The sequence below is a fragment of the Paenibacillus taihuensis genome (assembly GCF_003386535.1).
Classification (GTDB): domain Bacteria; phylum Bacillota; class Bacilli; order Paenibacillales; family Paenibacillaceae; genus Paenibacillus_Z; species Paenibacillus_Z taihuensis.
Genome location: NZ_QTTN01000049.1, coordinates 14,528 through 29,504 on the forward strand (window position 1 = coordinate 14,528; position 14,977 = coordinate 29,504).

General features: G+C 52.4%; 9 protein-coding genes and 1 pseudogene. 1 reads left to right on the top strand and 9 read right to left on the bottom strand.

Annotated features, from left to right (window positions below; translation table 11 throughout):
- Nucleotides 1–52: 52 nt before the first annotated feature.
- The 6 genes and pseudogenes from A8990_RS27305 to A8990_RS27325 all read right to left on the bottom strand — a co-directional run.
- Nucleotides 53–1,081 (bottom strand): LacI family DNA-binding transcriptional regulator, encoded by a 1,029-nt coding sequence (locus A8990_RS27305; RefSeq protein WP_116192196.1) that lies wholly within the window; start codon nucleotides 1,079–1,081, stop codon nucleotides 53–55.
- A gap of 403 nt (nucleotides 1,082–1,484) precedes the next feature.
- Nucleotides 1,485–4,358: an S-layer homology domain-containing protein gene (locus tag A8990_RS27310; RefSeq protein ID WP_116192197.1), complete on the bottom strand. Its 2,874-nt coding sequence runs from the start codon at nucleotides 4,356–4,358 to the stop codon at nucleotides 1,485–1,487.
- Between the two features lie 7 nt (nucleotides 4,359–4,365).
- Nucleotides 4,366–8,739, bottom strand: coding sequence for a carbohydrate-binding protein (locus tag A8990_RS27315; RefSeq protein ID WP_147306884.1), 4,374 nt, complete (start codon nucleotides 8,737–8,739; stop codon nucleotides 4,366–4,368).
- Nucleotides 8,740–9,104: 365 nt separating this feature from the next.
- Nucleotides 9,105–9,440: an MFS transporter gene (locus tag A8990_RS32370; protein ID WP_245996256.1), complete on the bottom strand. Its 336-nt coding sequence runs from the start codon at nucleotides 9,438–9,440 to the stop codon at nucleotides 9,105–9,107.
- A 25-nt stretch (nucleotides 9,441–9,465) separates the two neighbouring features.
- Nucleotides 9,466–10,008: an MFS transporter gene (locus A8990_RS32375; RefSeq protein WP_245996258.1), complete on the bottom strand. Its 543-nt coding sequence runs from the start codon at nucleotides 10,006–10,008 to the stop codon at nucleotides 9,466–9,468.
- Between the two features lie 77 nt (nucleotides 10,009–10,085).
- Nucleotides 10,086–10,840: pseudogene (locus A8990_RS27325) on the bottom strand (glycoside hydrolase family 3 C-terminal domain-containing protein); the annotation flags it as partial.
- Between the two features lie 74 nt (nucleotides 10,841–10,914).
- On the opposite strand from A8990_RS27325, the gene A8990_RS27330 reads away from it, so the two are divergent.
- Nucleotides 10,915–11,229 carry a helix-turn-helix domain-containing protein gene (locus A8990_RS27330; protein ID WP_181909807.1) on the top strand — a complete coding sequence of 105 codons (315 nt, stop codon included), beginning with the start codon at nucleotides 10,915–10,917 and terminating at the stop codon, nucleotides 11,227–11,229.
- Between the two features lie 95 nt (nucleotides 11,230–11,324).
- On the opposite strand, the gene A8990_RS27335 is transcribed toward A8990_RS27330, so the two are convergent.
- The 3 genes from A8990_RS27335 to A8990_RS27345 form a co-directional block, all read right to left on the bottom strand.
- Nucleotides 11,325–12,200, bottom strand: a complete 876-nt coding sequence (locus A8990_RS27335) for a carbohydrate ABC transporter permease (protein ID WP_116192200.1) — start codon at nucleotides 12,198–12,200, stop codon at nucleotides 11,325–11,327.
- A gap of 17 nt (nucleotides 12,201–12,217) precedes the next feature.
- Entirely contained in the window at nucleotides 12,218–13,126 is a 909-nt protein-coding gene (locus A8990_RS27340; RefSeq protein ID WP_116192201.1) for an ABC transporter permease, read from the bottom strand.
- A gap of 79 nt (nucleotides 13,127–13,205) precedes the next feature.
- Nucleotides 13,206–14,906, bottom strand: coding sequence for a type 2 periplasmic-binding domain-containing protein (locus A8990_RS27345; RefSeq protein WP_116192202.1), 1,701 nt, complete (start codon nucleotides 14,904–14,906; stop codon nucleotides 13,206–13,208).
- Nucleotides 14,907–14,977 lie beyond the last annotated feature (71 nt).

The window sequence follows — 14,977 nt, forward strand, 5'->3', positions numbered from 1 at the left end:
TTCGCAGTCATTCCCGACAGGCCCTCGGTCACCTCCCTCGCAAAATGTACCTTCACTGCAGTTTGCGGACTGTATCGCGAGCGACGAGCGCAAGCGGCATGATAGTCGGCTCTGAAGGAAGCTCCTTGCCTTTATTCTGAATGGCCGACAAGAGGCAATCGGCCGCCTTCATTCCCCGCGATATAATATCCTGGTCAACTGTCGTCAGCGGAGGCGTGCTCATCCGGGCAAACGATATATCATCGAACCCGATGACCGAAATATGCTCCGGCACATCCTTGCCTTCTTCTCGAACGCCTCGCATGACGCCCATCGCCATCTGATCGCTCGTTGCGAAGACCGCCGTGATCTCCGGATGCTCGGCCGCGATGAGCTTGCCGGCTTCATAACCGTATTCGTAAGTGACGGAATGCTCGAAGACATGGTCCGGATTGTAGAACAGCCCCGCTTCCTTCAGCGCTCGCTTATAACCGAGAAATCGTTTCTCCACGACGCCGTCCTTACGGATCGTTCCGGTAACCAGCGCGATATTCGTATGGCCGTTCTCGATTAGATGATTGACTGCCATATATCCGCCCAGCTCGTCGTCGATGCCGACGACATGGAAATGCCTGTCGTAGATGTAGCTGTCGATGAGAACGATCGGCATGTTCACCTTCTTCAAATCGTCGTAGAAGCTCTCCTGATAGACCCCCATAATGATGGCTCCATCAAGGTTGCGCTGCATCGTCGTATCGAGGTAGCCCTCTCCCTTCTCGACCCCGGACAAGATCATATGATAACCGGATTGTCTGAGCTGCGATTCGATGCCGCATATAAGCTCGGAGTAGAACGGATTTTGCAGCAGCAGCTGTTTCCGGTCCTCTGTCTGAGGAATGACGACACCGATCAGTTTAGAGCTGTTATTCGCCAAACTTCTGGCAGAGAAATCAGGGATATAGTTCAGTTCCTGGGCTGCGCGCTGCACTTTCTCGATTGTATCGGCCGAAACTTTGCTATGGCGGCCGTTCAGAACGTAAGATACTGCAGCAGTCGACACGCCTGCCTTCTCTGAAACTTCCCGAATCGTAATGCGCTTCATAATGGATCTTCACCTGCTTAAACGTAATATCGAAATGAGTCGAATCGCTGTCATAGTTACGGTTTACTTAAACGCTTAACCTTATGACGTGATTATATGACGAAAATAAAGCGATTTCAAGAGGTTTTTTTAGGTTAACAAGGTTAAATATGATTAACCGATTAACCTTCGTGAAATGAAAAACGCCTCCCTTCTTACAAACAGAAAAGGGAAGCATCTATATCTTGCCTATAGTTCTCCGTCCCACTCGATTTCATGAGACAAATTTTCAATATCGAGATTTTCTATACCACGAAATCGACGAAGGCTTGCTCGTGTTGCCAATGCAAAACACCTCCAAGTTGTCTTCCATGTCTACCGACATGGTCGCCTATACTTGAAGGTGCTTCAATTGTCTCACGTATTAGTTTGTTTGCTCTTCTTGCGCCAGTGCCAGCATGTTCAACAGCACGGTCACAGCCTCCGCTCTTGTCGCATGATCTCCCGGAGCGAAACGGTTATCGCCTTTACCTTTCACAATGCCTGCATGCTCCACAAATGCCACGCTGGATTTCGCCCATGCCGGAATGTCCTTCTCGTCCGCAAAATCGGCTGCAGCTCCCGCTTGACCGAACTGACCTAGAGCAGCTGCAGTCATCACTGCCATCTCTGCGCGGGTAATGACGGCATTCGGACGGAAGCTGCCGTCCTCGTAGCCATGAATGATTCCCGCTTGCACCGCTTTCTCGACGTCTTCCTGAGCCCAGGCACCGATCGTGCCGGCATCGGCAAAGCTCAAAGCAGCTCCTTTAATTTGAAGCTTCAACGCGTTCATCAACATGACAGCGAATTCTGCGCGCGTTACGGTTTGGTTAGGTTTGAATGTAGCGTTTGGATAACCGGTAACGATACCTTTACTAACCGCTAGTTTGATATTCGCCTCAGCCCAGTGTCCTGCTGTATCGCTAAAGCTGGCCGTCGGCACCTCCCCTCCTGAGCTCGAGCTCGAATCCGAGCCCGAGCTTTCACCGCCGCCTGTGACTGGTGTAGAAGGATTGGTCTGCGGCGGGTCTGTTGGAGGATTCGTCTGCGGCGGATCAGAGACAGGCTTCGCGGTCTTTACCGTTAATATCGGGCTTGGAACGGATGCATTGCCTGCCGCATCCTTGGCGACTACCGTAAAGTCGTACGAAGTATTTGCTTGCAACTGTGTAATCGTATATTGCGTATCTGCCGTGGAGCCTACCTTCACGTTTCCTTGATAGACTTCGTATTCCGTGACGGCCACGTTGTCCGTCGAAGCCGTCCAGGACAGCATGACGGTCGTCGTTGTTTTATGCATGAGGCTAATGACCGGCGCGGTCGGCTTTTCCGTATCCGCAGTGCCGCCGCCTTCGCTGGTTACTTTGATATAGTCGATGATGACGTCCGAATCGCCCGGATCCCTTTGAATTTTGACCGTAGTTCCGGCCGGAATGTCCACGGGAACCGCGACCTCTTGATATTGCCCCGTCCAACCGCCCGTGTTGACGAACGGAATATCCGCAGCCTTCGTGCCGTTGACGTAGAAGCTCAAGCGGCGTCCGTCCTCGCCGCTAGAATAGCCGACGATCAGCCGATTGCCCGCGATGACGCCAGGGAACTCCAAATAACTGCCGTCTCCCCAGATGAAATGTACCGCTTCGCCGTTCGAAGCCGCGGGACTGTCATTGAACGCGGACGTCTGATGCCCATCCGCATCCTGTCCGAATAGACTCGCGTATTCGGCTTCGTACTTGTCGGAGACGGTCATGTCGATGAGATTGACCGCGACATCCGGTGCCCCGTCATCTTGAAGCTTCACTTCCGCACCGGCCGGAATTTGAATTTTGATTTCAATCGCACCGTCTTGATTATTCGTATTAGGGAAAATGACTTTTTGGCTGAAATTGCCGTTTACGTATAAGCTCATTTGCCCATCGACGCCGCTTTCGTATTTAGCCAGCAAGGAAATGCCAGCGGAGGCGCTTGTTACACTCATGCCGTTAGTCGGCGCTTGATCGCCGTTCGTTTCTATCGAGATTCGGTCCAGGCTTACCGGACTTTCCCCGGGGTTCTGTTCGAACGCGAACTTAACGGAATCGCCGGCATGAACGTCCGCCGGAACGGATATCTCGTTATAGGCGCCTGTATAGCTCCCCGTGCTCGGGAAAACGACCTTCTTCTTGGAGCCGCCGTTCACATACATGTAGAGCGTGCCGGTATCTTGGCTTGCGTAGCGAATGCGCACGGTATTGCCTGCAATGACATTGGCGATTTCAATGCCGGAGCCCGCCGTATTGATCCCACCGACCGTAAGCCCTCTCGAGGCGTTCTCGGTATTTCCGCTCACATCCGCCGATACATAAGCGCTGCCGAACAACGCTGCGTCTTCCGCCTCGTAATCGCCGTCCACCTGAATATAGTCGAGGTTGACTTCACTGTCGCCGGCATCCTTCTGAAGCTTGACGGTATCTCCCTCGTGGATGCGAACCGGTACGGAAATGACGTTGTATTTTCCATCCCAACCGCCGCCTTCATAAGCCGGGAATTCGACGTCCTGCACTTTAATATCGTTCACGTACAGCGTCAGTTTCCGCGCGATCGTATCGCCGTTCGCATAAGCGATTGTCAACTGCGAACCTTCTTTGACCGCTGGGAACTCGAAAGATCCCGTTCCGTTTGGCGGAGCCCATAATCTGGCAGCCGCTTTGCCGTTCGAAGCCGAAGGGTCATCAACGGCAATTGGCGAGTATCCGTCATCTGACTGGCCGTTCATCTTCGCATACTCCGCTTCGTAACGGTCGGAAATTTGAATGGCGTCCAATTCGATCGCTCCGCCGCCTCCCGCTTTCGACAGCCTCAAGCTTGCGCCCTTCGGCACATGCAATTTCACCTCTTGGACGGCAAACGTTCCCGATTCCGTTGCTGCGAGCGGAATGGATTTCAGAAGCAGGCCGTTCACCTCAAGATTAAGCGTGCCGTCGCTCACTGCGGCATACCGAAGCAGGGTGGCGTTGCCGCCCGAAACTTCCGGAAGCTGCACGGCGTCGCCGTCGTCCGCCAAACGGACTTTCCATCCGTTCGAAAGCCCTTCACCGGAAACAACTTCCGCATTTCCGGTCAACGCACCGTTCTCCGCCTCGTAATGCCGGTTGACCGCATACGCGCCTTCAGCTTCGATTGAATCGATTGCCGACGAATCAACGAACGTATCGTCGCTGTCGCGCTGAAGCTTCACGGCAGCACCTTGCGGGATTTCCGCGTCGATCGTCACCATTCCGTAGTCACTGCCCGACGTTTCCGGGAAGGCGATCGTCTTTTATCCTCCTGTTATTGACGTACAAGCTCAACGTGCCTTCCATCGCGCTTGCATAACGAATCGCAAGCCGGCTTCCAGCGTTCATGCCGGGGAATTCGACGGAGGCTCCCGCCGTACCCAGCGCGTTCACCGAATAACCGTAAACAGCTTGCGCATCCGCAGTTAGTTGCGCTGCGCCATACCGGTTGGCGTTCTCCGCTTCGCGCTCCTTGTCCCGTACTTCGATCTCGTCAATTGGTGCCGTATGGTCCGCTTGCTTCGTGTTTTGCAGCTTTAAGACGGACCCATCCATTACAGAAACATCTGCTTGCGCGATCCGGTAATTGCCCCATGATCCGGTATAGGGCATCACGACATCTTGAATGAGATTGCCGTTCAGGAATAATCCGAGCTGGCCGTTCGTCCCAGGGTTTTCGCCCTCGGAGTAACGAACCTTCACCACGTTTCCGCCGCGGACTTGAGGGATCTCCACGCCATCCCCGATATCTGCGAACGCCCATGCCCAATAGTTGCCGGAAGGACCGTTCGGGTCCGTCACCGCACTATACCAGGTCCTTGCGTTTCCGTAGAAGTTCCCATTCTCCGCTTCATAGACGCCGGTCAGCTTGATGTAATCGAAGTGAACGGGCGTATCTCCGTTTCCGTCGTTCTGAAGCTTTATGCTCGCCCCGTAAGGAATGTCGACGTCAAGAGCACGCTCGGCGAAAGGCCCGCTCCAGCTCCCCGTCGGATCGAACATTATTTTCTGCGAGAAAACAAAATCTTCGCCGGGTTTCGCCATATATAAGCTGAATTGGCTTGTCGTGCCGGTATTCTCACCGGTGTAACCGATAATCAGCCGGTTGGCGGCTTTAACGTGCTCGAAAGTGACGGATGCACCTTGTGATCCGGTCCCGATGACCTGCATCTGATTGGAGGCGGACGATCCAGGCCCTTCATCGTTCGCTGTTGCTCCTCCGCTCAAAATCGCGGATTCCGCCTCCAGCTTATCGTTAAATCCGATGTCATCCACGATGAGCGAAGCATCGGCCGAATTCTGAGACTCTTTCTTCAAAATGATCTGCATGCCATCCCGAATATACGCGTTCAGAACAGCCGTACGAAAAACATGGCCTGTCGCAGGCAGCTTCAGCACGCCCAGCAAGTCGGTTTTGTAAATCGATGCGTCGTCCACGTTATCCCTGTATCTGGCGTAAACCGTAAACTCGGAGTCCGCAGCAGCTTTATACCGCACAGACAGTGAACTTGCTCCGTTCTTGTTCAGAAAAGCGATATAGCTTCCGTCCGCGCCGAATCCGGTCATGCCGGCCACGCTTGAAGCGTCCGAATCCAGCTGAAGCTGAACGTCCGTCGACTTGTCTATGAAATTCTCCGCTTCGGAAATGCCGGTTACGTTCACATTGTCGATCCGAACCCGTCTTCCGCCGTTCTCGTACACAAGCTTGACGGTTGCGCCGGAAGGAATGTCCGCGTCGATCGTCCGGATGTTGTACCCGCCTCTCCATGTGCCGATGGACGGAAACACGACGTCCTGTTTCTTAACGCCATTGACATACAAGGCAAGCTTGCCGTCTCCGTCGGCCGCGTATCTCACCAGCAGTTTGTTGCCTGCTTTGAGATTCGCAAATGAAATGCCGTCCCCGTCATGCTGCACGTCCGCGCCCATTCCACCGGAAGCGGCAGCATCAGCGTACAGGTTCGTATCTTGAATCAAGTTCGCCGTTTCTGCCTCGTTGTTCAAAATAATCGAGAACGAATCCAGGCTTACCGGATCGCTTCCTTGATGGAATTGAAACTTGACGTTTGCGTTCTTCGGAATATCCGCATTCACCGTTGTCGTCAAGTAGCTGCCCGTTGCCGCGCCAGTGGAAGGCAAATCAACGATCGCGATCAATCGACCGTTTACGGATAAGCTCAGCTGCGCATCGCTCTCCGCGGCATACCTCAGCTGCAGCTGGCTTCCCTCAGCCACGTTATCGAAGGAAACCGAATCGGCTGTACCGCCCAGAACCGCCCGCTCGCTGTTCGATGCATCCGGATCGCTGTTCAAGGCTGCCCCTCCGGCTGCAGCGCCCGATTCCGCTTCGTACCAGTTCAAGCTGGAGATGGCGTCCAACTGCAATCCTGCCGCGCTGTTATCGTCGTTCCGCTGAATGATAACCGTTGCGTCGCTTGGAATCGGACAATTGATAAATACATCCTCAAACTGGCTTGCGCTGCCGGTACTAGGCAAATTCGCACGCAACGCTTCTCCGTTGATGTATACGGTCATGCTGTCGTCCTGCGTGCTCGAATAGCGAATTTTTAGCTGCTTTCCTTCTTGCACGCCATTGAAGACGGCAGACGCCCCGGCAATATCCAGATCCGCAGCCGTACCGTTGCTTGAAGCGGCGGCATTCGTTTGTCCATGGGCGCCGTTATACAAGCCGGATGCAAACTCTGCTTCGTATTGTCCGCTTGTCTGAATATAGTCGATATTCAAAGCGCCTGATCCCGCCGAGTCCCGTTTGAGCTGCAGAACGGCATGATCGGGAATGGAGATCGGCACCCTCGCCGATACGTAAGCATCGCTGCCCGTCATTGCGCCGGTTGCTTCGAGGCTTAACGTCCGGACTCGCCTACCGTTCACATAAAGCCCGAGCTGGGTATCGGCTTCGGACGTGTAACGAACCAGCAATTGCGTGCCCGGCGCAATCTCTCCGGCACCATAAGTCAAGTAACTTCCTTGATCCGGGGACAATGAGATGCCCGCTCCGCCCGAAGCATCCGCGTCGGAATAGGAAACGCCGTCCGTCTGCGTGCCGATTTCCGCTTCGTCATGGGCAAGCACGCTCACCGCATCCAGGCTGATCTCTCCGTCTCCGGAATCCCGCTTCAGCTCAATGGAGCCCAGAAGAGGCACCTCGATATGCACATGCGCATCCGTCCAAGATTCGGCAGCCGGAAAATCGACTTTTTGCCTGAAGGTGCCGTTCACATAAAGACTCAGGGTCGTAGAGCTGCTCGCAGCGTATCTGACTTTCAGAATCGCTCCCGCGCTTGCATTGAAGAATTTTACCGCTTTGCCTTCCGAATCAAGGTCGACGTATCGGCCGCCTGAAGCCGTACTGTCGTCCAAATAGACGGGATCCGCAGCACTGTCGTTCATGAACTGCATCGTCGTTTGCGGATCCTCGGCCTCCATCTCTCCGACATTCGGATAGTCCAGGGACCAATCGCTGACCGTCAGAGGACTGCCCTCTTCTTTGTACAAGTTCTGGGCGAAATAAAGCGTCCCTCTCACATTGAACGGCTTCCCGTTCGACGAACCACTCTGATAGAAAGCGGTCGTATCCTTCAGAGCCCGTTTTTTCGCAGCGAGGGTCTTCACCAGCCCGGCGGTTTGATTGTTCGGTTTTCCTTTGTTGAACTCGTTCGTATGGAAACCGTACTCGATGATTTTGGGATCGTCCGGATACTGCGCCATGAACCGGTCCATCCCCTGCTGCAGCCTCGGCTGATTGATCAGTTCCGAGGGCGAAGCGGATTCATCGGGAGGGTTGTTGCTCGGGTAGCTGTAATTGTTCAAAAAGTATCCGTCGGCTTTATGCGCGATATTGGCGTAAGACGGCGTATTATAAGCAAAGTCCCATCCATAGAAAACACTAAGATATAATTTGGCAGAACCGACAATGTCCCGCAAACGGCTGATCAAATCATCTGCGTATGCCACTTGGCTCGCGGACCAATCCGGGTTCGCTCTGCCGTCAACGTAGGTATCGTTCTTAAAATGGTTTGCGACAGTGCCGTCGTCAACCGGCATATTTACCGCAAAATACGCGACGTCCTTCAGCCGATCATTCGCAACCAAATAATGAAGCAGCGCCGTGTATCCATGCGCCGAATCGTCGGAATTATATTGGTTAATGACATTGATCGCATCGTGATGTGCCTGGTCGTTAAAATCCCAGTCGAACGTGCTTGCATCATAACTCTCAATACGGATGACTGCCTTTTGACGGTTTTTTTCGAGCTCGTCGAACAGGGTATTTCGATCGCCGTCGGTCATGTGGACAATATCATAGAAGCCTACTGCATTCACATGATCGAGCTCTTTCATCCTCTTGAAATCGTAAGCGATTCTTTCATGGAAATTAGCGTTGGGATTAAAGATATAGGTACTTCCAGTGATCGCTTCATCCGGATTGTTGTACAAATCGACGAACGGCGCCTCATACGGCGTCACGGTTCCCGAGACGATAGGATCGGCGTACACGGTATTTGATGTCCCTATTGCGCTTGCTAGAGGAGAAAGCATAATGCATAGCGATAGGGTCAAGATTGATAATTGTTTTTTCATTTCTAAATGCCCCCTTCATTTACGTCTTTGTAAGCGCATTCATTTTTGATCAGTGAATAAAACTATTGCGGACGCTTTCTACATTTCTTTAGACTCCCCTCATTTTTTAGAAGCTCATATTTATCTTAATGAGAAGCAGGCTGCCGCTCTACCAAACTTGTTACGGTCATTATCACTTTTAATCCGACCCGGCAGCGGCGAATTGATCATTGTCGGAAATGTATCCTTCCATTACCAGTTTTGTTACTTGTGCGGTGAAAAAGGGATAAATAAAAGCCAGACAGATCAAGGAATTGATCTACCCGGCTCATTATTTGGTATTTCATTTGTAACTATTGCTCACAACTACTACACCCGCAATCTACCTACTTCTCAGCCCTTGCATTCAACTCTTTCATAATCGCCGGATACTCCCGATCCAGCTTGTAGAACATCAACAGTACGAGCTGGAGAATCACCAGCACGAAAGGGATGTAGATGAACAGCAGTTTGGTCGACGAAATCGCCTCCGCGGATTGCGTCGCTTGGTCGCCGACGTAGCCGCCGAGCGCGAGCACCCAGCCGAGAAACGCCATGCCGACCAGCAAAGGCAGGAACGACACCATCGTCAGCGTGCCGACGAGGTCCTTGTCACCAAGCACATATTCCGCGTAATAGATCGATACGCCGCTGAGGCCTTGGCTTGCGAACATGACGATCATCACAAGCACCATGATCGCCCAATACTTATTGCGGAACAGCCTTCGTCGAACGGAACGTGATGAAGAACAACACCGCCGCAATGGCGCCATAAATCATGAACGTGTACTGCCAGCCTTGGCGGCCGTCACCAAGCGCTTCGACAATCGGTGTCGTCACCGTAGATACGACGATCGCGCCGATCATCGCCATCAGCATCCGGAAAATATTCAATATCGAGCGCTCATATTGATTCTGCGTAATCAGCGAATTGAGCGCGCCACACGGCATGTTAATGGACGTATAGATGATGTTCACGAGATTGTAGGTGATGAAGATATAGATGATTTTGCCCGTCGTCCCGAGGTCCGGCATCGTAAAGAGCAGCACCGCCGATATTGCAAAAGGAATCGCCATCCACAGCAGCCACAGACGCGCCTTGCCGCGCTTCGACTTGGTCTTGTCCATGGCAACGCCCATGCCGATATCGATCACACCGTCCAGGATACGCGAAATGAGCAGGATCGTACCTACCGTAGCCGCCGCAACGCCTGCAACATCGGTATAGAAGTAAGTCAAGAACGTCGTCATCGCCGTGAATACGAGGTTACTCGCCAATTCGCCGAAGCCGTAGCCAATCTTCTCGCGAAGCCGGATCTTCGTGCCGTACGGGAAGACTTGCCGACGCGGATTTCGAACTCGCCGCTCTCCACATGCCAGTCCCAAGCGCTACATGATAGTAGGCAAATGAACGCTTATCCAGCGTCATCGACACGTTCTGGCTCTCGCCAGGCGCAAGCTCTACCTTCGCGAAGCCCTACAGCTCCTGCTGCGGACGAGCCACGTTACTCTCCACGTCGCGTACATACAGCTGAACGATTTCTTTGCCGTGGGCTGCACCGGTATTGCGCACCGTTACACGGACCTCTACTGTCTCCGTATCCTTCAAACTCTTCCGGCTCACTGCCAAGTCCGAATACTCAAACTGCGTATAGCTAAGCCCGTACCTGAACGGGAACAGCGGCTCAATCTCTTTCATGTCGTAGTAGCGGTAGCCGACGAACACGCCTTCCTTATACTCCACGCGATCATCATGACCCGGGATGTTCAGATGCGACGGATTGTGGCTCAGCTTCTGCGGGAACGTCTCCGCCAGCTTGCCGCTCGGGTTGACATCGCCGAACAGCAGGTCCGCGAACGCGCCGCCAAGCGCTTGACCGCCGAGATAGCCTTCGAGAACGGCTTTGGCATGCGGCAGCCAAGGCATTTCGACCGGAGCACCGTTGCTCAGAACGACGACAAGGTTCGGCTGAACCTTCGCAAGCTCCGCCACGATACGCTGCTGGTTCGCTGGAATCGCGAGGTGCGAACGGTCATAGCCTTCGGACTCGTAACGGTCCGGCAAGCCGATGAACAGCACCGCACGAATAAGACTGCTCCCGCACCTTCTGGACACGATCGATAAACTCCATCATAGCCTCGAACATTTTGGCGAGGGTGATTGTCTTATGTCAGAACTATATTTACGAGCATCTCTACGAGGATATTCCGCTCGATACGCTGGCTGAGCTTGTCGATTTGCATCCGAGCTACTTGTCCCGCCTGTTCAAGAAGGAGACAGGCATGACGATCAGCTGCTTCATCCTGAGCGAGAAAGTCGAGGAAGCGAAGAACCTGCTCACCTTCTCCAAGCTGTCCCTGTCGGATATATGCGCGCGGCTGAACTTCTTTGACCAGAGCCATTTTACGAAGAGCTTCAGCAAGCTAACCGGCGAGACGCCGATGAAGTATCGGGCGAAGTATGGGCAATGACGCAAAAAAGCAGGCTAGCCTCCGAACCGAGGTCTTGCCTGCTTTCATCACTAGGCGCCTAAACCGGCTGATCCTAGTCTAGCTTATGTCTGCGCTCACTCCTTGACCGAGCCCAATGTCATGCCCTTTACGAAGTATTTCTGCAGAAACGGGTACACCACGAGTACCGGCAGCATGCCGATAAATATTTGCGTCGCCCGCAGCGTTCGCGCCGAAATTTTTGCAATTTCGCTTACATTCATTTCGATACGCGTGTAGTCCTGCTTCTGTACCAGAATTTGAATCATGGTGGCTAATGGCTGCTTGTCATTACTCATATATATGAGCCCGTCAAACCAGGAGTTCCAGTGTGAGACGACAGTGAACAACGAAAGCGTGGCAATAGATGGAAGAGAAACCGGAAGAAAGACGGTGAACAGCACTCGCCAATGATTCGCTCCGTCAATCTGCGCTGCTTCTTCTAGCTCCTTCGGGATACCGCGGAAAAAGTTCATCATCAGCACAACGTTAAACACGACGACTACGCCTGGCATGACAAGCGCCCAAATCGTATCCCGAATTCCAGTCGCATTTACGACTAAATAGGTAGGAATAAGTCCTCCATTGAACAGAATCGTTATAATAAAATACCAGGAATAGGCCGTTCGTCCGCGAAACTGGCTGTTCACCTTGGACATCGGATAGGCAGCCAGGAAGCATAGAAACATGCTGAGCGCTGTCCCGAGAGCGGTCCTGCTCACGCTAATCCAGAGCGCTTGGGCAAAATCAGGGCTATCGAGCGTCCGCCTGTAGGCATCCAGATTAAAGCCTATCGGCCAAAACTTGACCAGATTACCGGTCGAAGCCGCATTGGAGCTTACGGATACGGCAAAAATATGAATAAGCGGCAGGAGGCACACTATAGCTCCTATACTGAGAATCGTCAAATTTATCGCGTAAAACAATTTATAACCCGAAGTTTTATGATACATCCTTGCGCTCACCTTCCTTAGAATATGCGGTAATTGGCGAATTTTGCAGCCATGCGATAGGTGATCGTAATTAGGATTACGGAAACAACGGATTTGAATAGTCCGACTGCCGTTGAGAAACTGAAGGCGCCTTGCCGCAAGCCCATATCGAATACGTAGGTATCAATTATTTCTCCTTTCGCGGAGACAAGAGGATTAATCAGATTATATACCTGATCGAAGCCCCCATTCAGAATGTTGCCCAGCGACAGCGTCGCGATAATGACGCTTACCGGCAAAATCGACGGTACAGTAACTGCCCAGGTCTGTCTCCACCTGCTCGCACCATCTATCTCGGCAGCTTCATAAAGCGCTGGATTGACGCCAGCAAGCGCGGCAAGATAAATGATCGTGCCAAAGCCGAATTCCTTCCATACATCACTGCCGATCAAGGTTATTCGGAACCAATCGTTATCGCCAAGGAAGAAAACAGGAGCGATATGCAGCGCCTTCAACCCTTGATTAATGATCCCCGAGGGAGACAACATATCCGTCAATATAGCGCCAAGAATGACCCAGGAGATAAAATAAGGCAAATAGACGAAAGATTGTATGATTCGCTTTATAGCCATATGTCTGACCTCATTAAGCAATAGTGCGAATGCGAGCGGAACTATCCAGCCCAGCACCATTTTTCCTAATGAGATGAAAAGTGTGTTTCCGATTATTTCTGTAACTCGGCTGTCATTAAACAGCAGCCTGAACTGATCCAGCCCTACCCACTCCGAATGAACAAAGCCGCTGTAAGACTTGTAGTTTTCAAAAGCAATAATAATGCCGAACATCGGAATATAGCTATAAATAAACAATAGAATGACAGATGGCAACAGCATGAAATGCAGCGGCCAGTTCGTTTTCCAATTCCATTTCGCTCGTATCGGCTCCATGTATTCACCTCATTAATGCCGCACTGCGGCCTCTTCTCCCACAATAAGAGGTGGACAGCCAGCCCACCTCTTATTACAGCTAGCCACGCTTGGTGGATTGATACCAGTCGTTGACTTCCTTCGTAATCTGCTCTCCGCCGTTTTCCTTCCATTTCTCTACAAAAGTGTCGAATTCGCCGGGGCTTGCTTTTCCGTAAATAATTTTAAGGAATGTTTCCGTTTCCGATTTGAAAAGAAGCGACCACTTGTCGGTCATCGTTTTGGTAGAAGCGCCGTTGAACAGATCGGTACGGTCAATGCCAGGCTGCGAGTATGCTGCCATATTCCCCTCGATGACAAGCGGTTCCGTATTCTCAGCCAGCTTCTGCTCATAAATATTGTCCTTCTTGCCGCTTGCGACACGCTCGTAGATTGCCGGTCCTTCAATCATACCCGGTGCTGCACCCGGGTCCAGCAGCGCAAATTGCTGAATAGCTGCGGAAGCGCCGTTCGGAATGTCTTTCCAATCCGGTTTGCCATCTTTCATGACGTAGTCGTAACCTTCAGCCATGCCTGCCGCGAACGGACTATTCGGATCTTCCAGTGCCCGCCCAAGCGTCGTATCCCAATAATAGAAAATAGCGTCGAAATGATCGAAGCCTTTACGGAATACATAGCTTCCATACGAGAGCTTGGAACCATGCCGACCGACCGTACCGTCCGCACCCGAAGGAAGCGGGTATGCCTTAACAACTGCACCAGGGACATTTTTCGCCGTTTCATTGAGCGGCCAGCCGCCCATCCAGCCCGCGCCGAAAATAATTCCCGCATTGCCGGAAGTGAACAATGACGATGCCTGCATCTCATCATTCGTACCGAATTCCTTGCCCATATACCCTTTGTTATAGAAGTCGTTCAGCTTCGTTAGAGCGCCCTTGATGCCTGGCTGGATCGAGCCGTATTGCAGCTTGCCCGAGCTATCCTCGTTCCAAGTCATCGGCTGCGAGGTGCCGAACATGAACTGAGTATCGCCCATCCACCAAGTCAATAGTGACTTGCCGGCCACCGCTAGCGGCGTCTTGTCCGGGAATTTCTTCTTGAAGGCGGCCAGCACCGCATCAAGTTCCGCAACGTTCGTAGGAGCCTTCATGCCTACAGCATCCAGCCAATCTTGGCGAACCCACATGACGACATCGCCAACAACCGGATCAGCAATCGTCGGCAGTCCCCATCGCTTGCCATCGGAAGTAACCTGATTCCATACGACAGCGTTCTTGTCGAAGGTCTGCTTCGTCCTCTCCGAGGCATACTTCTCGTAAGCCTCATCGACCGACTCGATTTTGCCGGATTTGATCAGCTCATCCATCACAACAAGATCGTTGATATACATGACGTCCGGCAGCTCATCGCCGCTTGCCAGCGCGAGACGCACCTTTGTATTGAAGGCATCATTCTGATCCGCCAGCACCCACTTATACGACAGCTTGACGCCCATGTTGTCCAACATCCAGCGAGTAAGCGGATTGTTCTCTAGCGTATCACCGTTGCGGAAATCCTCCTGCTTGATCGCAGTCGAGATTGAAATTTCCACCGGCGGATCATATTTCTTGAACACCCCCGGTACCGTTTGACCTCCCCTGTCATCCTTGGCCGTCTCGCTCTTCTGAACCTCATCGCCCTCATTGATGCTTTTGTTGGCGACTGCTCCATCATTGCTTCCGTTTCCGCCGCAGCCGGACATAAGCCCGAATGTGACACAGGCAACCACTAGCAGCGCCAGCGTTTTAAAGCTCTTTCGCATGCTTCATCCCCCTAATCCCAAGTATCTGGTCTTGCTGTTTCTCATTATAAAAGACGGCATTCCCGCATGAT

Coding starts and splice junctions, on each gene's coding strand:
- A8990_RS32370 (WP_245996256.1), bottom strand. CDS start 9,440: ATGATCGTCATGTTCGCAAGCCAAGGCCTCAGCGGCGTATCGATCTAT.
- A8990_RS27340 (WP_116192201.1), bottom strand. CDS start 13,126: ATGGAGCCGATACGAGCGAAATGGAATTGGAAAACGAACTGGCCGCTG.
- A8990_RS27345 (WP_116192202.1), bottom strand. CDS start 14,906: ATGCGAAAGAGCTTTAAAACGCTGGCGCTGCTAGTGGTTGCCTGTGTC.
- A8990_RS27310 (WP_116192197.1), bottom strand. CDS start 4,358: ATGGTGACGATCGACGCGGAAATCCCGCAAGGTGCTGCCGTGAAGCTT.
- A8990_RS32375 (WP_245996258.1), bottom strand. CDS start 10,008: ATGACGACGTTCTTGACTTACTTCTATACCGATGTTGCAGGCGTTGCG.
- A8990_RS27335 (WP_116192200.1), bottom strand. CDS start 12,200: ATGTATCATAAAACTTCGGGTTATAAATTGTTTTACGCGATAAATTTG.
- A8990_RS27315 (WP_147306884.1), bottom strand. CDS start 8,739: ATGAAAAAACAATTATCAATCTTGACCCTATCGCTATGCATTATGCTT.
- A8990_RS27305 (WP_116192196.1), bottom strand. CDS start 1,081: ATGAAGCGCATTACGATTCGGGAAGTTTCAGAGAAGGCAGGCGTGTCG.